This is a genomic window from Streptococcus suis, assembly GCF_029616525.1.
Classification (GTDB): domain Bacteria; phylum Bacillota; class Bacilli; order Lactobacillales; family Streptococcaceae; genus Streptococcus; species Streptococcus suis_AF.
This window is the reverse complement of sequence record NZ_JANFME010000002.1, coordinates 119,307-142,840: the sequence shown is the minus strand read 5'-3', so window position 1 is coordinate 142,840 and position 23,534 is coordinate 119,307. Positions and strand designations below refer to the sequence as shown.

Sequence of the window (23,534 nt, the reverse complement as noted above, 5' to 3'; positions counted from 1 at the left end):
AACGAGTGAGTGCTAAAAGCCTATAAAAATAGAGGTTGCAAACAACCTCTATTTTTATATATTTGGAAATTCCCTATGTTAGGGAGTGCTATTCTCATTCTGGTATTTTTTGAGAATCTGTTGGATTTCTTCCAAGTTTCCTGCAATACTTTGCTGATAGACTCGAGTCTTATATTGTAAGTCAGAAGCCATTTCCTGCAAGGGTTCTTGAAAACTTTGGATAATGGCAAGTTGTTCCTGAATATTGTTCTTGCTCAGTTGAATATCTGATAGAAGTTGTTTGGTTTCCTGTACTTCTTTAGCGATTTTATCCCGATGCGTGACTGCAAGGAAGCTGGCGGTAGCGGCGCTTACGGCTAAAATGATATTACGAAGTTTCATATTATTCTCCTAGATAGAGCTCTTGTGCCAGTTGAGCCAGGGCTGGGAAGTCAGGGTCGTTGGCTTTAAATTGAATGCTCAATCCATCTTGATTGTTAAAGCGTGGTAAGAGATGGATGTGTGTATGAAAGACAGTTTGCCCAGCGGCCTCCTCGTTATTATTAACGATGTTTAGACCACTAGCTCCAAGTGTTTCTTTTAACTGACGAGCGATGGTTGGCACAACAGAAAAGAGTGTGGCTGCAGCTTCTTCATCCATGTCAAGCACGTTTCGGTAGTGTTTTTTAGGGACAACCAATGTGTGTCCTTTTGTGACCTGAGTGATGTCTAAAAAGGCTAATACTTGGTCATCTTCGTAGACTTTTGAAGCTGGTATTTCTCCAGAGATAATTTTGCAAAAAATACAATCCGACATAATGGCAACCTCTTTCTAGGATTTTTGTTATAATAATTATATCAAATTGTAGGAAGAAATGTATGTTAGAAGTAAAAAATGTAACTGGAGGATATGTCAATATCCCAGTTTTGAAAGATGTATCTTTTACCGTTGAGGATGGTCAATTAGTTGGTCTAATTGGTTTAAATGGTGCAGGGAAATCAACGACTATTAAGGAAATTATCGGTCTTTTGACACCTTATCAAGGACAGATTGCAATTGACGGCCTAACTTTGCTACAAGGGGCTGAAAATTATCGGAAGAAGATTGGGTTTATCCCTGAAACACCAAGTTTGTATGAAGAACTAACCCTCAAAGAGCACTTGGAAGTGGTAGCAATGGCCTATGATTTGTCCTGGGAGCAAGCTTGGGGACGTGTCGAGCACTTGTTAAAACTGTTTCGCTTGGATGAGAAATTGGACTGGTTTCCTGTCAATTTTTCAAAGGGAATGAAGCAGAAGGTCATGATTATTTGTGCTTTTATGGTGGAGCCGAGTCTGTTGATTGTTGATGAGCCTTTTCTGGGTTTAGACCCTGTGGCTATCTCTGATTTAATCGCTCTTTTGGAGGAAGAAAAATCTAAGGGCACTTCCATTCTCATGTCCACTCACGTTCTTGACTCAGCTGAGAAAATGTGTGACTCTTTTGTGATTTTACATCAGGGACAGGTCCGTGCAACTGGAAATTTGGAGGAGCTACAAAGCGCATTTGGTATGGATGGTGCAAGTCTGAATGAAATTTATCTGGCCTTGACGCAAGAAGGAGTGGCTGGATGAAAGAATTGTTTCAACAACGCCGACTAGATTTTTTAAATCGTTGTTCCAAGTATCTGCGCTATGTTCTGAATGACCATTTTGTTTTGGTTCTCATGGTTTTATTAGGCTTTTTGAGTTTGCAATACCGTCAATTATTGTTGTCGTTCCCTGAGAATCCGTTGCCGATTGTTTTTGTGGTTATTGCAATCAGTCTACTGGTACTAGTGTCCGGAAGAATTGCGACTTATCTAGAAGAAGCAGATCAAATCTTCCTATTGACCAAGGAAAAAGACATTCTGCAAGGACTCGAGGTTGCAGCCAGACGCACGGTCTTGTTTTGGTCCTCTATACAGGTGGTGGTTCAGCTTGTTTTGTTACCAATCTATTTGAAACTGGGTTTACCGGTGTGGATGATTGTAGCTGGTATTCTTACTTTGTTGGTTTTAAAATGTCTTTTTGTCAAGCGCCAATTAGTGGCTTATCAGTCACAGGGAGTATTGGACTGGTCTAAGGTTATTCAAGATGAACAAAAAAGGAAACAGTCTATTTTACGTTTCTTTGCCTTATTTACGACGGTTAAAGGAATCAGTACGACTGTTAAACCGAGAAGCTATCTCAATGGAATCTTGCGTCTTGTCAAGTCGAGACAGACTTGGTTTTATCTCTACTTACGGGCTTTCTTGCGTTCAGGAGACTACTTGGGCTTGACGATACGTCTACTGTTGTTGGCGATTTTGTCCCTATTTGCCATTGAAGAATCGTGGTTATCCATCGGCCTAGTTTTAGTCTTTCATTATTTGCTTGTCTTCCAGTTGTTGGGGCTTTACAAGCATTATGATTATCAATATGTAACACAACTGTATCCTCTGGAGAAAGATTCCAAGAAAATCGGTCTTCAGAATTTGCTTAGAGTGATTTTATATAGTTTATTACTGGTGGAATTGGGCTTTGCTCTGCTATTTTCTAAAGAGAATGCGATGGTAGTCGTCTTACTTCTCGTGGGGATTTTCTTGCATGAAATATATTTGCCTCTAAAATTAAAAAAATTGATTGACTAAATAGACGAAAATTAGTAAAATAGTAAGGAATTTTTAAAGGAGGAAAGGCATGCAGTTTGATACCAGTGGGCTACAATTACAGTCTATTGCAGGAAATAGTGGCAAAGCGTTTAAAGGCCTACGGTCAGACGGAACGCCAGTCTTTGTGAAGTATGAGATGCCTCCGATAGTGTCTGCTCTTGCGCGTGAGCAAATTACACCACCCGTTTTGTCAGCAAATCGTGAAGTAGGAATGGGGCATCGTGTAGAGCAGGAGTGGTTGAATGGTCGTACCTTGGAGCGTCAAGATATGACTAGTAAACAGATTCGTCAAATACTTGTGAGAATGCACTATTCTCGCATTTTGCTCAATCAGGCTTTGCAGATGAATTATACCTATATGGAACCTCAGGATTTGGTTTATCGTTGGCAAAAAGAGGCGCCAACTAGATTGGGACAGAATTCTTATCTGCAATCTATCTGTCAAGATTTATTGAATAATCTACCAAGATTCCGTCAAGAGGTGGCAACATTTGTTCACGGAGATTTGCATCATAGTAACTGGGTAGAAACAACGTCTGGTTTGGTGTATTTGACAGATTGGGAGACCGCTTGTGTAACGGATCGGATGTTGGATGTTGCCTATATTTTGACGCATTATATTCCTCGTCAGTCCTGGGAAGAGTGGCTTCGGGCTTATGGCTACAAATATAACAGCACAGTATTAAATAAGGTTTATTGGTATGGCCAGCTTGGCTATCTAAACCAAATAGCTAAGCATGTAGAAAGCTACAATGTTTTGGCTGCAAATAAAGAAATTTATGCTCTACGGCAATTCCGTCAGAGTTTCTATAAGGAAGTATGAGAGTTAGAAATCGTAAGGGAGCGAGTGAGCTTCTAGCAAACAATCCCCAGTATGTTATCTCCAATCCAGAGGAGTGTAAGGGGAAATGGGCAGAGATTTTTGGAAACAATAATCCTATCCACATAGAAGTTGGTTCTGGTAAAGGTCGCTTTGTCACTGGTATGGCTGCGCAAAATCCAGATATTAACTATATTGGTATTGATATTCAAATGACCGTGTTAAGCTATGCCTTGGACCGTGTGCTTGAAGCTGGCTTACCAAATATAAAATTATTGCAGGTGGATGGTTCGAGTTTGACCAACTATTTTGCACCGGCAGAAATAGATCAGCTTTATCTGAATTTTTCAGATCCATGGCCTAAGAAACGTCATGAGAAACGCCGTTTGACCTACAAGTCATTCTTGGATACCTACAAGGAAATCCTACCTGAGAAGGGAGAAATCCACTTCAAAACAGATAATCGTGGTCTGTTTGAGTATAGCCTGGCTAGTTTTTCTCAATATGGCATGGTCTTGAAGCAAGTTTGGCTAGATTTGCATGCTGATGGTTTGGAAGGCAACGTTATGACGGAGTATGAGGAGAAATTCTCAAACAAGGGTCAAGTCATCTATCGTGTGGAAGCACAGTTTCAATAATTCCCTTAGTGGAAAATGAGGAGAGGTCTAACAGAGACCTTTTTCCTTTACAAATAGGGATAGATATGATAGAATAATCGAAGTGAATAATGAGAAAAGGGGTTGGCGTCAGTCAACCCTTTCCCTGTACACGGATTTCTGTATATAGAATGAATGATAGTACAAGGGAGTTTACTGTCAAAGGAAATAGCGAGTCCTGGATAGTGCGAACTATTTGAGTAATGTATTTCTAGCGACTGTAAAAATAGGAGGTGTTTATGTCATCAATTATTGAATTGGTCACAGCAGCAATTACCCCCGCTATTCAAACTCCTTACGAGTTGGTAGATGTGGAATATGGTAAAATGGGCGGTGACTATGTCCTATCGATTTTTGTCGATAAGGAGGGTGGAATTTCCCTTCAAGATACGGCAGATTTATCCGAAAAGATCAGTCCGATTTTGGACACTATCAAACCAGACCCATTTCCAGACCAATACATGCTGGAGGTAACAAGTCCAGGTTTGGAACGTCCTTTAAAAACGGCAGATGCTGTTGAGAAGGCGGTTGGAAAGTACATCCATGTCAAGCTCTATCAGGCAATTGATAAAATCAAGGTTTTTGAAGGAACGTTGCTCTCCTTTGATGGAACAGACCTGATTATGGAGTATATGGATAAAACTCGTAAGAAGGAAGTGACTATTCCTTACCAGACGGTGGCTAAGGCCCGTTTGGCTGTTAAGTTATAATGCTCTTTCGTGAGTATTTTATAAAGATATTAGACTTTAAGAAAGGACCTTTTGAGCGCAAAAGGAAAACAACATGAGTAAAGAAATGCTAGAAGCCTTCCGTATTTTAGAGGAAGACATGGGTATTAACAAAGCGGATATCATTGATGCAGTTACAGAGTCGCTTCGTTCAGCTTATAAACGCCGTTATGGTCAATCAGAATCAGCAGTGATTGAATTTGACGAGAAAAAAGGCGATTTCCATGTATTTACTGTTCGTGAAGTAGTAGATGAAGTATTTGATAGCCGACTAGAAATTAGTCTAAAAGATGCCTTGGCTATTTCATCAGCTTATGAAATGGGTGACAAAATTAAATTCCAAGAAGACCCAGCGGAATTTGGACGTGTAGCTGCTCAATCAGCTAAACAGACCATCATGGAAAAGATGCGCAAACAAAAGCGTGCCATTACCTTCAATACCTACAAGCAACATGAAAATGAGATTATGTCAGGTACGGTAGAGCGTTTTGATAATCGCTTTATCTATGTCAACCTTGGTACGATTGAAGCACAATTGTCAAAACAAGACCAAATTCCTGGTGAGGTTTTCCAATCTCATGATCGCATCGAAGTCTATGTCTACAAGGTAGAAGACAATGGTCGTGGTGTTAACGTATTTGTCAGCCGTAGCCATCCAGAAATGATCAAACGTCTTATGGAACAGGAAATTCCAGAAGTATACGATGGAACAGTTGAAATCATGAGTGTTGCCCGTGAAGCTGGAGATCGTACGAAAGTGGCTGTTCGTAGCCATAATCCAAACGTAGATGCCATCGGTACGATCGTTGGTCGTGGTGGTTCAAATATCAAGAAAATCACCAGCAAGTTCCACCCAGCTCGTTATGATGCTAAGAATGACCGTATGATTCCTACTGAGGAAAATATTGACGTTATCGAGTGGGTAGCAGATGAAGCAGAATTTATTTACAATGCTCTTGCACCTGCAGAGGTTGACCAAGTATTGTTTGATACAGAAGATGGCAAGCATGCTACTGTTGTTGTGCCAGATGATAAATTGTCCTTGGCAATCGGTCGTCGTGGTCAGAACGTTCGTTTGGCAGCGCATTTGACAGGATTCCGTATCGACATCAAGTCAGCATCGGAGTATGAAGCTTTTGAAGCAACTCAATATGCAACAGACGAAGTTGTAGAAGAAGTCGCAGAAGAACAAGAATAAGGCAAAAGGAGCAACCATGGCAAAAGCTAGAAAAATACCCTTGCGCAAGTCTGTGGTGTCCGGTGAAATCATCGACAAACGGGATTTGCTCCGTATTGTAAAAAATAAAGAAGGTCAAGTATTTATCGATCCAACAGGCAAGGCAAATGGTCGTGGAGCTTACATCAAGCTTGACAATGATGAGGCAAGCCAAGCTAAGAAACGTCGTGTCTTCGATCGTTCCTTTAGTATGGAAGTGGCCGAAGAATTTTACGATGAATTAATTGCCTATGTTGATCATAAGATCAAGAGGAGAGAACTTGGACTCGAATAAGAGACAGAAAATCTTAAATTTATTAGGTTTGGCCCAGCGAGCTGGTCGCCTGGTTTCGGGTGAGGACCTGGTTGTTGAAGCTATTCAAAAAGGGCAGGCAAAGTTGGTGTTTTTAGCCAAAGATGCTGCTGGAAATTTAAGTAAAAAAGTAACAGATAAAAGTCATACCTATCAAGTAGAAGTTGTAACAGTGTTTTCAACACTGGAATTGAGTGCAGCTGTCGGCAAGGCTAGAAAAGTTCTTGCAGTGACAGACGCTGGATTTACAAAGAAGATGAGGTCTATTATGGAATAGAACAGGAGGACAAGGCATTGTCTAAGAAGAGATTGAATGAAATAGCCCGTGAATTAGGCGTAAGCAGTAAGGAAGTTGTTGCTAAGGCTCAAGAATTGGGTTTTGAAGTCAAAAGTCATGCTTCAAGCGTAGATGAAGCAAGTGCTAAACGCCTTGCAGAAAGCTTTGGGGGACAAAAATCAGAGGCAACTAAAGTTGCGGCAAAAGTTAGCAAGCCTGAGAAGGTTGATGAAGCTCCAAAAGTGGAAACAGCTAAGGTAGAAAAAGCTAAGGAAACACAGCCAGTAGTAAAAGAAGAAGTTGCGGCAAGTGCAGTACAATCAGCTCCACATCGTCCACAGAGTCGAAACTTTAAGGCAGAACGTGAAGCACGGGCCAAAGAGCAGGCTGCTAAGCGAGCTCAGAATCAAGGAAAAGGTGGTCAAGCTAAATCTGGTCAGGACCGTCGTGACAACCGTCAACTAGGTCAGGGACGTTCAAACAATGAGCGAAATGATCGCCGCGACAATCGTCGTGACCAGCGTCCAGAAGAGCGGAAAGACAACCGATTTGGAGACCGTCGCGATAATCGAGACAACCGTCGTCAGGACAATCGTTCAGGTCGGTCAGCTCGCTTTGAACAAAGAGAGGCTGCAAAACCAGCAGGACCTAAAATTGACTTCAAAGCGCGTGCTGCTGCTTTGAAAGCAGAACAAAATGCGGAGTATGCTCGTACCAGTGAAGAACGTTTTCGTCAGGCTCAGGAAGCTAAAAAGCAACCTAAGAAGCCAAAAGAAATTAAGTTTGAAGAACCGGTTGTGGAAAGCAAACCATTTGTGAAGCCTGCACCTGTTGCATCGGTACCAGAGCAAGTTGCAGAAACTACTGTAGATACCCGTCGTAAGAAACAAGCTCGACCAGATAAAAAACGTGACTTTAATGGTGACGAAGAAGATGGTCCACGGAAACAACAAAGAAATCGAAATAGTCAAAATCAAGTGAGAAATCAAAGAACAAGTAACTGGAATAACAACAAGAAAAATAAAAAAGGCAAGGCTAACCAACCTGCCAAGCCTGTCACAGAACGCAAGTTCCACGAATTGCCAACTGAATTTGAATACACTGCTGGCATGACCGTCGCAGAAATTGCAAAACGAATCAAACGTGAACCTGCTGAAATTGTGAAAAAACTCTTCCTTATGGGAGTTATGGCGACTCAAAACCAATCTTTGGATGGAGATACTATCGAACTCCTCATGGTTGATTATGGTATTGAAGCGAAAGAAAAGGTAGAGGTCGATAACGCAGATATTGAGCGTTTCTTCGTAGAAGAGGGCTACCTCAATGAAGAAGAGATGACAGAACGCCCACCTGTTGTGACTATCATGGGACACGTTGACCATGGTAAAACAACCTTGTTGGATACCCTACGTAATTCTCGTGTTGCTACTGGAGAAGCTGGAGGTATCACACAGCATATCGGTGCCTACCAAATTGAGGAAGCTGGTAAGAAAATTACCTTCTTGGATACTCCAGGACACGCGGCCTTTACTTCTATGCGTGCACGTGGTGCATCTGTTACCGACTTGACCATCCTAGTCGTTGCTGCAGATGATGGTGTCATGCCACAAACGATTGAGGCTATCAACCACTCAAAAGCAGCTAATGTGCCAATCATTGTAGCTATCAACAAGATTGACAAGCCAGGTGCAAACCCAGAGCGTGTCATCGGTGAATTGGCTGAGCATGGTGTTATCTCAACCGCTTGGGGTGGAGAATCTGAATTTGTAGAAATCTCAGCTAAGTTTAACCAAAACATTGATGAATTGTTGGAAACTGTTCTTTTGGTTGCTGAAATCCAAGAACTGAAGGCAGACCCAACTGTTCGTGCGATTGGTACAGTTATCGAAGCGCATTTGGATAAAGGGAAAGGTGCGGTTGCAACCCTCCTCGTTCAACAAGGGACACTTAATGTTCAAGACCCAATCGTTGTCGGAAATACCTTCGGACGTGTTCGTGCCATGACAAACGACCTTGGTCGTCGTGTTAAAACTGCTGGTCCATCTACACCGGTATCTATTACTGGTTTGAACGAAGCTCCTATGGCAGGCGATCACTTTGCAGTTTACGAGGATGAGAAATCAGCTCGTGCAGCAGGTGAAGAACGTGCTAAACGTGCTCTTCTTAAACAGCGTCAAGCAACGCAACGAGTTAGTCTTGAAAACCTCTTTGATACCCTTAAAGCAGGTGAGGTTAAGTCAGTTAATGTGATTATCAAGGCCGACGTACAAGGTTCTGTTGAAGCTCTTGCATCATCGCTTCAAAAGATTGAAGTCGAGGGAGTACGTGTCAATATCGTCCACTCTGCAGTTGGTGCTATCAATGAATCAGATATTACTCTTGCGGAAGCTTCAAATGCTCTTGTGATTGGTTTCAACGTTCGTCCAACAGCTGAAGCGCGTAGCCAAGCTGAAGCAGATGATGTTGAAGTACGTCTTCACAGCATCATTTACAAGGTTATCGAAGAGATGGAAGATGCTATGAAAGGTATGCTTGATCCAGAATATGAAGAAAAAATCATTGGTGAGGCAATCATTCGTGAAACCTTCAAGGTATCCAAAGTTGGAACGATCGGTGGTTTCATGGTCGTACGTGGTAAGGTTACCCGTGATTCAAGTGTTCGAGTTATCCGTGATGGTGTTGTAGTATTTGATGGTAAACTAGCTAGTTTGAAACGCTATAAAGATGACGTGAAAGAAGTTGGTAATGCCCAAGAGGGTGGTTTGATGATTGAGAACTACAACGACTTGAAAGTTGATGATACCATTGAAGCTTACATCATGGAAGAAATCAAAAAATAATATTTTCTCACTGTCAAAGTCATAGACAAGTGATTTTGTCGAGGAAGTGACAATTTAATAGATTTTAGTAGGTTTTAAAGCAATAGTTTTTAATCTACTTGGATTATTCAAGCTGGGGAAACTCAGCTTTTCTATCATCTAAGAAAGGAAAGAATATGGCGAATCATTTTCGTACAGACCGTGTCGGGATGGAAATCAAGCGCGAAGTCAATGAGATTTTGCAAAAGAAAGTTCGTGATCCACGTGTGCAGGGAGTGACCATTACAGATGTTCAGATGGTCGGCGATTTGTCAATGGCCAAGGTTTACTACACAATCATGAGTAATTTGGCATCCGATAATCAAAAAGCACAAACGGGTCTTGAAAAAGCGACGGGAACCATTAAGAGAGAACTTGGTCGTAAGTTAACTCTTTATAAAATTCCGGATTTGGTCTTTGAAAAAGACCAATCAATTGAGTACGGCAATAAAATTGACCAAATGTTGCGTGCTCTTGATCAGAAAGATTAACAACAAAAGTCGGATGGAAACATTCGGCTTTTTCTGGTTCGGATGCTTTGTCCAAATATGGTGGCGTTTACAAGCCCTCGGAAAGATGTTATACTAAGACCAAAGATAGAGCACAGGAGGAAGTTATGAAAACATTTATTAGTAAACTGCTGTTAGTGTCCACGGTAGTACTATTAGCTGCTTGTCAGTCTAATCAGGTAAAAGGTGGTGAGAGTTCTAGTTCTAGTGCTTCAAGCCAAGTTTCAGATGGTTCTAGTTTGCAGCAAGCGTCAACAATAGCATCTAGCTCCGAGATGCAAGCATCCTCAGTGACCACTCCTGAGCTAAGTGAAGTATACCAATCAGTTATTGATCGTTATCAAGCGAATATGGGGCAGCCTGCTGAGGCAATCAATCAGGATGAGGTCAGTAGCTATCTGAGCTTATTAACTAGCCAGGGGCAAGAATACAGTGGAATATTTTATAGTTTGTATGATGTCAACCATGATGGTACAGAGGAGCTGCTTCTAGCTTTGGACAAGTCGGGAGAATATGTCTTAATTGACCTCTATACTCAGCTTGCCGAAGAGAGTCTACGTTTGGTGGATAATTTCCGCAATCTTGGATTTGAAATTGGACCGGACGCCCTACTTCGTCCTTTACAGGATGGAACATACTTATTTGAAGGAGATGGTATTTTTCGCATTTATCAATACAATGCGATGATTCCAGGTTTAAAACGCATTTCTGAATCAGATACCAATCCTGAAACTTCTCCCTTGCTTGAGTTGAAAAGCTTGCATTGGGTTAAGTTATAGATTTTATCAATGATTATTCCTAGGCTGGGTTTCCCGGCCTTTTGTAGTTCCTAGAACTTTAAGTTTTCTTTTGGCAATCTTTAATCTTTCTTTTAGGAAGGAAAGGTAAACTAGGAGCATATCAGGAAGGGATACGACTTCCTAAAGAAAGAAAAGGAATCTACATTATGAAAACAAATCTTAAAAAATTACTTTACTCTGGTGTTACTCTTATGAGCCTTGGTGTCTTAGCAGCATGTTCATCTACTTCAAGTTCAACGACTACTTCAAGCTCAGCAGCAACTAGTCAGACAAGTGTAGCGACAACTTCAAATAATAGCACTTCATCAGATTCAAGCTCGTCAACTATTGACTGGTCAGCCCTTCCAACGACAGAAGTGACGCTTTCAAATGATGGCTTGAAAATTACTGAGGGTGGAACCTATATTTTGACTGGTTCAACAACAGCTGGTGTAACGGTTGAAACAGATGCCAATGTTCGCATCATTCTAGCAGGTGCTGAGATTTCAAGTTCAGATACAGCAGCAATCAATGTTATTAATGCTGACAATGTTGAATTGGAAATCAAAGATGGTACGACGAATACAGTGAAAGATACCAGCAATCATACAGATACCAATATTGAAGGGGCTATCCATGTTGAAGCTGATTTGACCATTACAGGAAATGGTAGCCTAACCGTTGAAGGCAACTTCCAAGACGGCATCGTATCGACAGATGACCTTGTCGTGAATTCAGGAAATATTACCGTCACTGCAGTGGATGATGGTATCCGTGGTAAGGATTCATTGACAATCAATGGTGGTACAATCAATGTAACAGCAGGTGGTGATGGTATCAAGTCTACAAATGATACAGATACTACCAAAGGTTATACAACTATCACAGGTGGTGAAATTACTGTAAAAGCGGGTGATGATGGTATTAAAGCGGAGACGGCTTTGACAATTGACGGAGGTACCATTACAGTATCAGAATCAGCAGAAGCCTTGGAAGGAACTAATATCACTATCAACGGTGGTACATTAGATGTTTACGGTTCAGATGATGCTATTAATGCGGCAAGTACAACGTCATCAGAAATCTTCATCAAGGTAACTGGCGGTGACTTGAAAGTAGCTGTAGGTAGTGGAGATACGGATGCCTTTGATGCTAATGGAGACATTTATATCTCAGGTGGTACAATCGATGTAACAGCTCAATCTGCTTTTGACTTCGACGGAACTGCTGAATTGACAGGAGGTACTGTGACAGTTAACGGTGAGCAGATTACTCAAATCACAGCAACAGGACCAGGTGCTGGTGGCCACGGTGGCTGGTAATCAATAATAATACAAAAAGGTCTGAGTTGACGAACTCAGACCTTTCGTTTGCTTTCCATATTGGGAAGATTGATTTTGTATTTAATTACCAATAATCGAATGATTAAAGAAATGGTAAAAATAGTGATGAAGGTTGGAATTTGTGGTAATTTCCAATTTACAACGCAAAGATGATAGAGGACTCCTGAGAAAAATGCAAGGACAGCATAGACATCTTCTTTAAGAACAATAGGTGTTTCATTGACGAGTAAATCACGGGCGATTCCGCCTCCGACACCTGTCAAAGCTGCCAGAATACCACTGGTTAGAGCGTTTAGCTGGAGAGAGATGCCAGTAGTGGCTCCAATGAGGGCGAAGATGGCTAGACCGATTGCATCAAAGATAAGGTTTGTCTGGGAAAGGAAATGAATCATCTTCTTATCAAGTGGTTTGTCCTGCTTTAGATTGATAACAATTAAGTACATGCTAATCGCTACTCCGAGAGATAAATAGATGGCTGTAGGATCAGTCAAGGCAGCAGGAATGCGATTGGCCATCGTATCTCGAATAATTCCCCCACCAACGGCGGTAATGATGCCGAGCAAGCTAATTCCAAAAATATCTAACTTTTTCTTAAATCCTTTTACGGCCCCCGAAACAGCAAATGCGATAGTGCCTATGTAGTTACAAATCATAAGAAATAAATCGAATTCCATAAGAACCTCCGTACCTATATTAACAGAAAGAAAGACGGCGTGCAAGCTTATTTTAAAGTTTGTGAAAAAAGTTTCAAATAAGTAAAGCGAATCTTTTGAGGATTTGTGAAAAATCGCACTAAATCAAGGTTTTCACGAAAATTTCTGTAAAAAGAAAACGGTTCAATTACTTGCCATTTGTGAAATATTGGTCTATCATAGTACAGAAAGAGAAAAACCTTTGGAGGAAATTATGGTATCTATCTCAAAAGAACAACATTTGGATATGTTCCTAAAAATGCAACAAATCCGTGATGTTGATATGAAATTAAACAAATTAGTGCGTCGCGGTTTCGTACAAGGTATGACTCACTTCTCAGTCGGTGAAGAAGCTGCGGCTGTTGGCCCAATCGCTGGTTTGACAGAGCAGGACATCATCTTCTCACACCACCGTGGTCACGGTCACGTTATCGCAAAAGGGATTGACATCAACGGTATGATGGCTGAACTTGCTGGTAAGGCAACTGGTACATCTAAGGGCCGTGGTGGATCTATGCACTTGGCCAACGTTGAAAAAGGAAACTTCGGTTCAAACGGTATCGTTGGTGGTGGTTATGCCCTTGCGGTGGGTGCGGCCCTTACGCAACAATACCTTGGTACAGATAACATCGTTATCGCCTTCTCAGGTGACTCAGCGACAAATGAAGGCTCATTCCACGAGTCAATGAACTTGGCAGCTGTTTGGAACTTGCCAGTTATCTTCTTCATTACAAACAACCGTTACGGTATTTCAACTGATATTTCTTATTCTACTAAGATTCCTCACCTCTACCAACGTGCTGCTGCATACGGTATTCCAGGTCATTATGTTGAGGATGGTAACGACGTTATTGCCGTTTATGAAAAAATGCAAGAAGTCATCGAGTACGTTCGTGCAGGAAATGGTCCTGCCATGGTCGAAGTTGAATCGTACCGCTGGTTTGGTCACTCAACTGCCGATGCAGGTGTTTACCGTACTAAAGAAGAAGTCAATGAGTGGAAAGCAAAAGACCCACTTAAGAAATACCGCAAATACTTGACAGAAAACAAGATTGCGACAGACGAAGAATTGGATGCCATCGAAGCACAAGTCGCAGAACAAGTAGAAGCATCTGTGAAATTCGCACAAGAAAGCCCAGATCCAGACATCTCAGTAGCGTATGAGGATGTGTTTGTAGACTAGGGTGTGAGGACGTTAAAGAGGCAAAGAAAAATTAGGGAGTCAGCTAGTGATGTGGACATCACTAATGGCTCATCTATTTTTCCAAGCCTCTAGTCTGAACCCAACTACTAACGTAAGAAGTTTGACTAAGCTCTAAAGAGCAAGTCAAACTACGGTAGCCACTATGGTGGACTACCTACTTACAGGAGGAGAACAAAGTTCTCCCTATTGGGAGACCTCCAAACATTTCCCAAATGTTTGGAGCTAACTTCGCCTATTCAGCAATATCGGCTGAATAGTCTCCGTGTCGTAAGTAACGAGAACGTTAAAAGGACACAGCGAAAATAGGAAATCAGCCAAGGAAATTGGGATTTCCTGCTGATTTATCTTTTTTGCACAGTCCTTAGTTCGAGTACAATTCTACGGTGCCTCAAGCTGGAGCTATAAACAATTATAGTCTTTTAGTTTGCTTTTAGTACTAGGCAACGAGCCATAGGCATAACTGAAGTTGGAAATAAGGAAACAGAGTTTCCTCTTACGTCGAAGTAATAAAAAAACTAAATGATGCTACATCGTGGTAATTGTTTGATTTTCCTTAGTACAGTAAAGATAAATTGATATAAATTAGGAGTAAAAAATGGCTGAAACAAAAGTAATGGCCTTGCGTGAAGCGATTAACTTGGCTCAAAGCGAAGAAATGCGTAAGGATGAAAAAGTATTCTTGATGGGTGAAGACGTCGGTATCTACGGCGGTGACTTCGGTACATCTGTTGGTATGTTGGACGAGTTTGGTCCAAAACGTGTTCGCGACACGCCTATCTCTGAGGCTGCAATCGCTGGTTCTGCGGTTGGTGCGGCTCAAACAGGTCTTCGTCCAATCGTTGACTTGACTTTCATGGACTTCATCACAATTGCCCTTGATGCAATTGTTAACCAGGCTGCCAAAACCAACTACATGTTTGGTGGTGGTTTGAAAACACCTGTAACTTTCCGTGTGGCTTCAGGTTCAGGTATCGGTTCAGCAGCACAGCACTCACAATCTCTTGAAGCTTGGTTGACCCACATTCCAGGTATCAAGGTGGTTGCACCAGGTACAGCTAACGATGCAAAAGGTCTGTTGAAATCATCTATCCTTGATAACAACCCTGTTATCTTCTTGGAGCCAAAAGCTCTTTATGGTAAAAAAGAAGAAGTTAACTTGGATCCAGATTTCTACATTCCACTTGGTAAAGGTGAAATCAAACGTGAAGGTACAGATGTAACCATCATTTCATACGGTCGTATGTTGGAACGTGCCTTGAAAGCGGCTGAAGAAGTAGCTGCGGAAGGCATCAGCGTAGAAGTGGTTGACCCACGTACCCTTATCCCATTGGATAAAGAATTGATCATCGAATCTGTGAAGAAAACTGGTAAGGTTATCTTGGTTAACGATGCTTACAAAACAGGTGGTTTCATCGGTGAAATCGCATCAATCATCACAGAAAGCGAAGCCTTTGACTACTTGGATGCACCAATCATCCGTATCGCTTCAGACGATGTACCAGTTCCTTACGCAAACATTCTTGAAAACGCAGTATTGCCAAACGTAGAGAAAATCAAAGCAGCAATCTACAAGCAAGTAAACAAGGGTTAATCTTATCGTCATCCACTTATCTTTTCTGGCTGTGTTGATTTGGCTTGCCTAACGTAAGTTATGCCTGCACTAAATCGCTTTATCAGAAAAGCAATCGGAAAGACGACAACCCTAATATGCTAGAAATAAAATGTTCTAGCATGACTAAGAATGCTTGGAAAAGAATTGAGCCGCTTCGATTATCGAAGTCTGGTTTGGTTCTTGACAAGGTAAGAAACTGAAAGAAAGGAATTGAACCCGTCCGGAAAACTCGGAAAAAAGATAAATCGTTACGAAAATCAGGATTTTCGACGATTTCCTATTTTTCATTCGTTTTCTGTTCGGACTTGGTATCTTAATAATGGCTATTGAAATCATTATGCCTAAGCTCGGTGTGGACATGCAAGAAGGTGAAATCATCGAGTGGAAAAAACAAGAGGGCGATTTCGTCAACGAAGGCGACGTCATCTTGGAAATGATGTCTGACAAGACTAGCATGGAGCTGGAAGCAGAAGAGTCAGGCGTCCTATTGAAAATTGTTCACGGAAACGGTGCTACCGTTCCTGTAACAGAAGTTATTGCCTACATCGGTGCTGAAGGTGAAACGGTTGAAGCCGGCGCTTCATCTGCTCCTGCTGTTGAGCCAGCTGCAGCTATTGAAGAAGTACCTGCGGGTCGTACACCAGTAATCGTTGCTCCTGCAACTGCTGCCAAACCACAAGGTGGTGGCAAGGTTCGTGCGACTCCAGCAGCACGTAAATTGGCGCGTGAGCTTGGAATTGACTTAGGTCTTGTTCCAGGAACAGGTGCTAACGGTCGTGTCCACAAGGTTGACGTCGAAGACTTCAAGGGAGCAGCTCCAAAAGCAACTCCGCTTGCAGCCCGTATTGCAGCAGACCAAGGTGTTGACTTGTCAACCCTTACAGGTTCAGGTGTCAACGGTAAGATTGTTAAGGATGACGTTCTTGCAGTACTTGCTCCTGCAGCTGTAGAAACTGTTGCGCCAGCACCAAAAGCTGAAGAAAAACCAGCTAAAGAATTGCCAGAAGGCGTTGAAATCATCAAGATGAGCCCAATACGTAAGGCGATTTCAAAAGGTATGGTCAACTCTTACTTGACAGCTCCAACCTTTACGCTTAACTACGATATTGACATGACCAACCTCATGGCACTGCGTAAGCAAGTCCTTGAGCCGATCATGAATAAGACAGGTTTGAAAGTGACCTTCACAGACTTGATTGGTCTAGCGGTAACGCGTACCTTGATGAAAGAAGAACACCGCTACCTCAATGCGTCATTGATTAATGATGCACAGGAAATCGAATTGCACAAGTTTGTCAACCTTGGTATCGCAGTAGGTTTGGATGAAGGCTTGGTGGTGCCAGTTGTTCATGGTGCAGATAAGATGAGCTTGTCTGACTTCGTGGTGGCTTCGAAAGATGTCATCAAGAAAGCTCAATCTGGTAAGTTGAAGGGAGCTGAAATGTCAGGCTCAACCTTCTCTATCACCAACTTGGGTATGTTTGGTACTAAAACCTTTAACCCAATCATCAACCAACCAAACTCAGCAATCCTTGGTGTAGCAGCAACTGTTCAAACACCAGTTGTTATCGACGGAGAAATCAAAATCCGTCCAATCATGGCACTCTGCTTGACCATTGACCACCGTATCGTTGACGGTATGAATGGTGCTAAGTTCATGGTTGACTTGAAGAACTTGCTGGAAAATCCATTGGAATTGTTGATTTAAGATAAGATGCAAAAGGCGTTAAGAAAACCGTATGAAAATAGGAAATCAACGATGTGCCTTGAGGCACGAGGCGATTTATCTTTTTCAATAGGTTTTTAGCCTGTGCTCAATTTGGTAAAGAGAAAAAACAAAGAAAGGATGTAGAACGAGTTCGTGACATTTGAACACGAACTAAATGCTTCGGAATTTAGATAGTTCGCTTCGGATGCAAGCATCCTACGTTGGACTCCTAAAATTCTGTCGCATTTAACGTTCTTTGTATCATAACTATGGCAATTGAAATTATTATGCCTAAACTTGGTGTAGATATGCAAGAGGGCGAAATCATCGAGTGGAAAAAACAAGAGGGTGATTTTGTCAACGAAGGTGACGTTATCTTGGAGATGATGTCAGACAAGACAAGTATGGAATTGGAAGCAGAAGAATCGGGTGTTCTTTTGAAAATCGTTCATGGTAACGGTGCAACTGTTCCTGTAACAGAAGTCATTGCTTACCTTGGTGCAGAAGGCGAATCAGTTGAAGTTGGTAGCGCACCTGATCCAGCTGAGGTTGCTCAAGCAACTGCTGACTTGAAAGCAGCTGGTTTGGAAGTACCTGCAGCTCCTGCAACAGCTCCACAAGCTCCTAAGGCTGAATTGGCAGCTGACGAGTACGACATGGTTGTTGTCGGCGGTGGTCCTGCTGGTTACTACGCTGCTATTCGTGGTGCTCAATTGGGCGGTAAAATCGCTATCGTTGAGAAATCAGAATTTGGTGGTACTTGCTTGAACAAGGGTTGTATCCCAACTAAGACCTACCTTAAAAACGCTGAAATCCTTGACGGCTTGAAGATTGCAGCTGAGCGTGGTATCAACCTTGCTTCAACAAACTATACCGTTGATATGGACAAGACAGTTGACTTCAAGAACAAGGTTGTGAAGACCTTGACAGGTGGTGTAGCCGGACTCTTGAAAGCAAACAAGGTGACTATCTTCAATGGTCTTGGTCAAGTAAACCCTGACAAGACTGTTGTCATCGGCGACAAGGTTATCAAAGGCCGTAGCATCATTCTTGCGACAGGTTCGAAAGTATCCCGCATCAATATTCCAGGTATCGATTCTAAGTTGGTATTGACTTCTGATGATATTCTTGACTTGCGTGAAATTCCTAAGTCACTCACTGTTATGGGGGGGGGCGTAGTCGGCGTAGAACTTGGTTTGGTTTACGCATCATATGGAACAGAAGTAACAGTTGTTGAAATGGCAGACCGTATCATTCCTGGTATGGACCGCGAAGTGTCTGTTGAATTGCAAAAAGTCCTTTCTAAGAAAGGTATGAAATTCTTGACATCTGTTGGTGTATCTGAAATCGTCGAAGCCAATAACCAATTGACAATCAAGTTGAATGACGGCTCAGAAATCGTGTCTGAAAAAGCCCTTCTTTCAATCGGTCGTGTACCACAATTGGCTGGTCTTGAAAATCTTAACCTTGAGCTTGACCGCGGTCGTATCAAGGTCAACGAGTACCAAGAAACTTCTATCCCAGGTATCTACGCACCAGGTGATGTCAACGGTACCAAGATGTTGGCCCACGCTGCTTACCGTATGGGTGAAGTGGCAGCTGAAAATGCCATCCATGGTAACCACCACAAGGCTAAATTGGACTTCACACCAGCAGCGGTTTACACACACCCAGAAATCGCTATGGTTGGTTTGACAGAAGACCAAGCTATCGAGAAATACGGTAAAGAAAACATCCTTATCGGTCGCAACAGTTTCACTGGTAACGGTCGTGCTATTGCATCTAACGAAGCACATGGTTTCGTAAAAGTGATTGCGGATAAGAAATACCACGAAATCCTTGGTGTTCACATCATTGGTCCAGTTGCAGCTGAAATGATCAACGAAGCAGCAACCATCATGGAATCTGAGTTGACAGTTGACGACGTGGCAGCATCAATCCATGGTCACCCAACCTTCTCAGAAGTTATGTATGAAGCCTTCCTCGATGTGCTTGGTGTTGCAATCCACAACCCACCAAAACGTAAGTAATCAGCTAAGCAAAAAGAAAGTCCATGTGGCTTTCTTTTTTTGATGTTCATACAATAGTATCAATCTTTCGCAGTTTTTGACTGTTATTTGATAGAAAAACAGACTATACTTGTAGTAGAAAAAGGCAAGGAGAATAAAGATGCGCAAGATTATATTTTTAGATGTTGACGGAACCTTGGTAGACTATCATAATCGGATTCCAGAATCAGCTATTCGTGCTATTCGGCAGGCTAGAGAAAATGGTCACCTGGTCTATGTCTGTACTGGTCGCAGTCGGGCTGAAATGCAGCCAGAACTATGGGAGATTGGTCTTGACGGAATGATTGGTGGCAACGGCTCTTATGTCGAGCATCAAGGTCAGGTCATCATGCACCAGCTCCTATCAGAAGAAGATAGCCGAGCGATTGTGGACTGGCTCCATGAACGCGGCTTGGAATTTTACCTGGAAAGCAACAACGGCCTCTTTGCCAGTGAAAATTTCCGTGAACGTGCCCGTGAAACCCTGCGAATTTATTCCATGAACAAGGGGAAAACTGCAGAAGAGGTGGCCGATCAGGAAGTAGAAGACGTTATACACGGCATGATTTTTGATGGTCAACTCTACCGCAATGACCTCAACAAAGTCAGTTTCGTGCTCGATTCCTACCAGGACCACTTGGATTCCAAGCAAGCCTTTCCGCAACTGGTCGCAAACACATGGGGAGGTCGCGGAGAGTCAGCTCTCTTTGGTGACTTGGGGGTGAGAGACATCGACAAGGCCCATGCAATTTCTGTATTGCTGGACCACTTAGGAGCTAGTCAGGCAGACTCTATCGCCTTTGGTGATGCTAAAATTGATATTTCCATGCTGGACTATTGTGCTGTTGGTGTTGCTATGGGAAATGGCGGAGCGGAAATCTTGGCTATGGCAGATATGATAACGGACGATGTAGAAGAAGATGGCCTCTATAATGCCTTTGAACGATTGGGACTACTTGACAAGTAGCTCTCAGAATAAATCATAGCAAACCTTGCAAAACCGCTTACAATCTGATAAGATAAGAGTAGGATTGTTACTGATAAGCAGGCAAAACCTAAGCAGATAGTGAAGGGTCTGGGAACAGCCTTATTTGCTATATGCTTGGGTTCTTTTTTATCAGTAGAGTAATGAGGTGGTGAAAATACATGCATATAGATAAAGTCTACAACAATAACGTTGTTCAAGCGATTGATGATCAAGGAAGTGAACTGATTGTCATGGGGAAGGGATTAGGTTTTCAGAAAAAAGCAGGGGAAGAATTAGACACCAGCAAAATCGAGAAAACCTTTGTGCTACAAAATGACTACCAACAATCAGATTTATCGAGTCTGTACCTGCAAATGGAGAGCAGTGAAGTCGAAGTAGTCAATGCCATTATCAATAGGGCAGAAGAAACTTTAGAAGTTCAGTTTGATTTGTCTTTGTATCTAGCCTTAGCAGACCATTTACATTTTGTATTTCAGCGATGCCGTGAAGGTATCTTTATTGAGAACCCGCTGTCTTGGGAAGTACGTAAGTTTTATCCGAAGGAATACCAAATTGGTTTAGAAGCCTTGCAGTTGGTGCAGGAGCGTTTAGGCTTGGAACTAGGAAAGGGAGAGGCCTCGTCTATCGCTCTCCATCTGGTAAATGCTCAGAAGAATGGTGCTTTTGGCAAGGAAACCCAAACCATTAGTAAAATCGTGACTCAGATTTTAGACATTGTCCGACTTCATTTTGGTAGTGTGACCTACGAGGAGGATACCAGCTATCATCGATTTGTAACACATATTCAGTATTTTGCTCAACGTGTGGCCAATGGTGTGGTCGAAGGGGTCAATGATGCATTTTTGTATGAACAGGTGATGGCTAACTATCCTGATTCATTTGCTTGTACGACTAAGATTCGTCAGCATATTGCGGAAGTTTACCATTTTGAAATGTCCAAAGATGAACAAGTCTATTTAACCATTCATATTCAACGTTTAAAAACTAGTTAAAAAATAAAAAAAAAAAAAAAAAAAACGCTTGCAATTTAATTTGCGATGTGTTATCATAATCTCAACAAAAGGATTGTTACTGGTTAGCAGGCAAAACCTAAATATATACAAGATACTCTTTTTGGCTTGGGCCAAGAGGTAGTGTTTGGTATATGTTTAGGTTTTTCTGTTTTTCCAGAAAAGAAAGGAGCCGGAAAATGGCAAAGGATTATACAGATTTAGCTACAGATATTGTAGCTCATGTTGGTGGAAAAGAAAACATCAGCAGTTTGAAACACTGCGTGAATCGTCTTCGTTTTGGTCTCAAGGATGAGAGCAAGGCTGATACAGACTACTTGAAGGCGCGTGATGGCGTTGTGACAGTAGTTCAAGCAGGTGGTCAATACCAAGTGGTTATCGGCAACCATGTACCTGATGTTTATGCAGCGGTACAAAAAGTTGCTGGTATCTCAGGAGATGGCGCCTTGGATATTGATGAAGGTGACGGACCGAAGGGAAATCTGTTTGACCGCTTTATTGATTTGTTATCAGGTATCTTCCAAGCCTTTTTGGGACCTTTGGCTGCTGCTGGTATCATTAAAGGTCTTGTTGCCATTATGGCTTCGCGAGGCTTGACGAGTGATAATAGTGCTATATATGCTATATTAAATGCAGCGGGCGACGGTTTCTTCCAATACTTGCCATTGTTGGTGGCTTTGACATCTGCTCGCAAGTTTAAGATGAATGAATTTACAGCTCTAGCAATCGGTATGGCCTTGATTTACCCAACCTTGCCAGGATCGCTTGCAGCATTGAAAGAGGCAGGACTGGATAATGTATTTGGTATTCCATTTGTTTTACCAACAGCAGGTAGCTACTTGTCAACAGTTATCCCAGCTATTCTCGCAACGTGGGTGGCTTCAATTATTGAGAAAAACATCCGTAAAGTCACACCAGATGTTGTCAAACTCTTTGTTGTTCCATTTGTGACTATCTTGCTTGCTGTTCCATTGACCTTCTTGGTGGTTGGTCCTGTAGCAAACTTTATCTCTGATGTCTTGTCAAATACATTTACTGCTATCATGAACTTTAGTCCATTGCTTTATGGTTTGATTCTTGGTGCGACTTGGCAAGTGTTGGTTATGTTTGGAATGCACTGGGCAGTTGTCCCATTGGCAATTATGCAAGTAGCATCAAACGGTATGTCTTCAATTCTTGTACCAGCCTTGCTTCCAAACTTTACACAGACCGGTGTTCTTTTGGCAATCATGTTGAAGACCAAGGAGTCTAAGGTTAAAACAGTTTCTATGCCTGCATTGGTTTCATCTGTTTTTGGTGTAACTGAGCCAGCTATCTACGGTGTGACCCTTCCAATGAAAACACCGTTCTTTATCTCATGTGCTGTTTCAGGTGTGATTGGTGCTGCCACTATGTTCTTCAATGTAACAGGTTACTCTGTAGGTGGTATGGGTGTCTTCTTGTATCCGTCTCTGGTTAATCCAGCAAACGGTGATATGTCAGGTATGATTGCTGCGATTATTTTGACAGTAGTTGCAATCGTCGCATCCTTCGCTATCCAAATGGCCCTTCCAGTTCCTTACTTGTACGGAGAGCCAACTGAAAAAAAGTCCGTTGAAGAAACAAAGGAGTCTGTTCCAGAATTAAAAGAAATTAAACAAGAAATTATTGCTAGTCCACTAATCGGTAAAGTAGTTAAATTAGAAGATGTTCCTGATGCAGTCTTTGCTTCAGGTGCAATGGGTAAAGGGATTGCTATCGATCCCCTAGATGGTATTCTTGTTTCACCAGCTAAAGCTGAAGTGACCCTTGTTTTCCCAACCAAACATGCTATTGGTCTTCGTACTGAAAATGGAGCAGAGCTCCTTATCCATATTGGTATGGATACAGTCTCTCTAGCTGGTAAAGGCTTTGAATCCTTCGTCCAAGTAGGTGACCAAGTTGAAGCAGGACAAAAATTGCTGGAATTTGATCTCCACCAAATCAAAGCAGCTGACCTACCGGTCATCACTCCAATTATCGTGACCAATACAGCTGACTATGAGGACATCTTGGTAACCCAAGAAAGCCAAATCAACAGTGGTGATTACTTGTTGACAACGGTCAAATAAAAAATAAAGTGGTTGGCAGTGCCAATCACTTT

Annotated in this window: 22 protein-coding genes; 19 read left to right on the top strand and 3 right to left on the bottom strand. The window is 42.1% G+C overall.

The window, feature by feature from the left end:
• Window positions 1-78: 78 nt before the first annotated feature.
• Together NOL38_RS01560 and NOL38_RS01555 are read right to left on the bottom strand one after the other, a co-directional pair.
• Window positions 79-381 carry a hypothetical protein gene (locus tag NOL38_RS01560; protein ID WP_024389462.1) on the bottom strand — a complete coding sequence of 101 codons (303 nt, stop codon included), beginning with the start codon at window positions 379-381 and terminating at the stop codon, window positions 79-81.
• A 1-nt stretch (window position 382) separates the two neighbouring features.
• Complete coding sequence (locus NOL38_RS01555) at window positions 383-796, bottom strand: HIT family protein (protein WP_277941172.1); 414 nt, start codon at window positions 794-796, stop codon at window positions 383-385.
• A gap of 62 nt (window positions 797-858) precedes the next feature.
• Here NOL38_RS01555 and NOL38_RS01550 point away from each other — a divergent pair, with 62 nt between their 5' ends.
• The 12 genes from NOL38_RS01550 to NOL38_RS01495 all read left to right on the top strand — a co-directional run bounded on the left by NOL38_RS01550 (window position 859) and on the right by NOL38_RS01495 (window position 12,129).
• A complete protein-coding gene (locus NOL38_RS01550; protein WP_002942356.1) occupies window positions 859-1,593 on the top strand; it encodes an ABC transporter ATP-binding protein in 735 nt (244 codons plus the stop codon).
• Window positions 1,590-2,630 (top strand): ABC transporter permease, encoded by a 1,041-nt coding sequence (locus NOL38_RS01545; RefSeq protein WP_172042802.1) that lies wholly within the window; start codon window positions 1,590-1,592, stop codon window positions 2,628-2,630. Before NOL38_RS01550 ends, NOL38_RS01545 begins: the two co-directional genes overlap by 4 nt.
• Before the next feature lie 49 nt (window positions 2,631-2,679).
• Complete coding sequence (gene ccrZ / locus NOL38_RS01540) at window positions 2,680-3,474, top strand: cell cycle regulator CcrZ (RefSeq protein ID WP_002942360.1); 795 nt, start codon at window positions 2,680-2,682, stop codon at window positions 3,472-3,474.
• On the top strand, window positions 3,471-4,109 hold the full coding sequence (trmB, locus tag NOL38_RS01535; RefSeq protein WP_002939002.1) for a tRNA (guanosine(46)-N7)-methyltransferase TrmB: 639 nt from the start codon (window positions 3,471-3,473) through the stop codon (window positions 4,107-4,109). Before ccrZ ends, trmB begins: the two co-directional genes overlap by 4 nt.
• A 257-nt stretch (window positions 4,110-4,366) precedes the next feature.
• The gene (gene rimP, locus NOL38_RS01530; protein WP_002942369.1) at window positions 4,367-4,837 is read left to right on the top strand and encodes a ribosome maturation factor RimP; all 471 of its coding nucleotides are present in this window, start codon (window positions 4,367-4,369) and stop codon (window positions 4,835-4,837) included.
• A 73-nt stretch (window positions 4,838-4,910) separates the two neighbouring features.
• A complete protein-coding gene (gene nusA, locus NOL38_RS01525) occupies window positions 4,911-6,053 on the top strand; it encodes a transcription termination factor NusA (protein ID WP_004194726.1) in 1,143 nt (380 codons plus the stop codon).
• Window positions 6,054-6,069: 16 nt separating this feature from the next.
• The gene (rnpM, locus tag NOL38_RS01520) at window positions 6,070-6,366 is read left to right on the top strand and encodes an RNase P modulator RnpM (RefSeq protein WP_002942375.1); all 297 of its coding nucleotides are present in this window, start codon (window positions 6,070-6,072) and stop codon (window positions 6,364-6,366) included.
• The gene (locus tag NOL38_RS01515) at window positions 6,353-6,661 is read left to right on the top strand and encodes a YlxQ-related RNA-binding protein (RefSeq protein ID WP_277941171.1); all 309 of its coding nucleotides are present in this window, start codon (window positions 6,353-6,355) and stop codon (window positions 6,659-6,661) included. Before rnpM ends, NOL38_RS01515 begins: the two co-directional genes overlap by 14 nt.
• Window positions 6,662-6,678: 17 nt before the next feature.
• Window positions 6,679-9,501 (top strand): translation initiation factor IF-2, encoded by a 2,823-nt coding sequence (gene infB, locus NOL38_RS01510; RefSeq protein ID WP_277941170.1) that lies wholly within the window; start codon window positions 6,679-6,681, stop codon window positions 9,499-9,501.
• A gap of 155 nt (window positions 9,502-9,656) precedes the next feature.
• A complete protein-coding gene (gene rbfA, locus NOL38_RS01505; RefSeq protein WP_002942382.1) occupies window positions 9,657-10,010 on the top strand; it encodes a 30S ribosome-binding factor RbfA in 354 nt (117 codons plus the stop codon).
• Window positions 10,011-10,135: 125 nt separating this feature from the next.
• Entirely contained in the window at window positions 10,136-10,807 is a 672-nt protein-coding gene (locus NOL38_RS01500) for a colicin lysis protein (protein WP_277941169.1), read from the top strand.
• Window positions 10,808-10,974: 167 nt separating this feature from the next.
• Entirely contained in the window at window positions 10,975-12,129 is a 1,155-nt protein-coding gene (locus NOL38_RS01495) for a carbohydrate-binding domain-containing protein (RefSeq protein ID WP_014736337.1), read from the top strand.
• Window positions 12,130-12,164: 35 nt separating this feature from the next.
• Here NOL38_RS01495 and NOL38_RS01490 read toward each other — a convergent pair whose 3' ends face one another.
• The gene (locus NOL38_RS01490; protein ID WP_277941168.1) at window positions 12,165-12,824 is read right to left on the bottom strand and encodes a trimeric intracellular cation channel family protein; all 660 of its coding nucleotides are present in this window, start codon (window positions 12,822-12,824) and stop codon (window positions 12,165-12,167) included.
• Between the two features lie 232 nt (window positions 12,825-13,056).
• Here NOL38_RS01490 and NOL38_RS01485 point away from each other — a divergent pair, with 232 nt between their 5' ends.
• The 7 genes from NOL38_RS01485 to NOL38_RS01455 all read left to right on the top strand — a co-directional run bounded on the left by NOL38_RS01485 (window position 13,057) and on the right by NOL38_RS01455 (window position 23,502).
• Complete coding sequence (locus NOL38_RS01485) at window positions 13,057-14,025, top strand: thiamine pyrophosphate-dependent dehydrogenase E1 component subunit alpha (protein WP_029173494.1); 969 nt, start codon at window positions 13,057-13,059, stop codon at window positions 14,023-14,025.
• Window positions 14,026-14,641: 616 nt separating this feature from the next.
• Window positions 14,642-15,637, top strand: coding sequence for an alpha-ketoacid dehydrogenase subunit beta (locus tag NOL38_RS01480; protein ID WP_002942393.1), 996 nt, complete (start codon window positions 14,642-14,644; stop codon window positions 15,635-15,637).
• A 340-nt stretch (window positions 15,638-15,977) separates the two neighbouring features.
• Window positions 15,978-17,366 (top strand): dihydrolipoamide acetyltransferase, encoded by a 1,389-nt coding sequence (locus NOL38_RS01475; RefSeq protein ID WP_277941167.1) that lies wholly within the window; start codon window positions 15,978-15,980, stop codon window positions 17,364-17,366.
• A 269-nt stretch (window positions 17,367-17,635) separates the two neighbouring features.
• Complete coding sequence (gene lpdA / locus NOL38_RS01470; RefSeq protein WP_277941166.1) at window positions 17,636-19,396, top strand: dihydrolipoyl dehydrogenase; 1,761 nt, start codon at window positions 17,636-17,638, stop codon at window positions 19,394-19,396.
• A gap of 139 nt (window positions 19,397-19,535) precedes the next feature.
• Window positions 19,536-20,381, top strand: a complete 846-nt coding sequence (locus NOL38_RS01465) for an HAD family hydrolase (protein WP_277941165.1) — start codon at window positions 19,536-19,538, stop codon at window positions 20,379-20,381.
• Window positions 20,382-20,560: 179 nt separating this feature from the next.
• Window positions 20,561-21,394 carry a BglG family transcription antiterminator LicT gene (gene licT / locus NOL38_RS01460; RefSeq protein WP_277941164.1) on the top strand — a complete coding sequence of 278 codons (834 nt, stop codon included), beginning with the start codon at window positions 20,561-20,563 and terminating at the stop codon, window positions 21,392-21,394.
• 197 nt (window positions 21,395-21,591) lie between these two features.
• The gene (locus tag NOL38_RS01455; RefSeq protein ID WP_277941163.1) at window positions 21,592-23,502 is read left to right on the top strand and encodes a beta-glucoside-specific PTS transporter subunit IIABC; all 1,911 of its coding nucleotides are present in this window, start codon (window positions 21,592-21,594) and stop codon (window positions 23,500-23,502) included.
• Window positions 23,503-23,534: the final 32 nt, after the last annotated feature.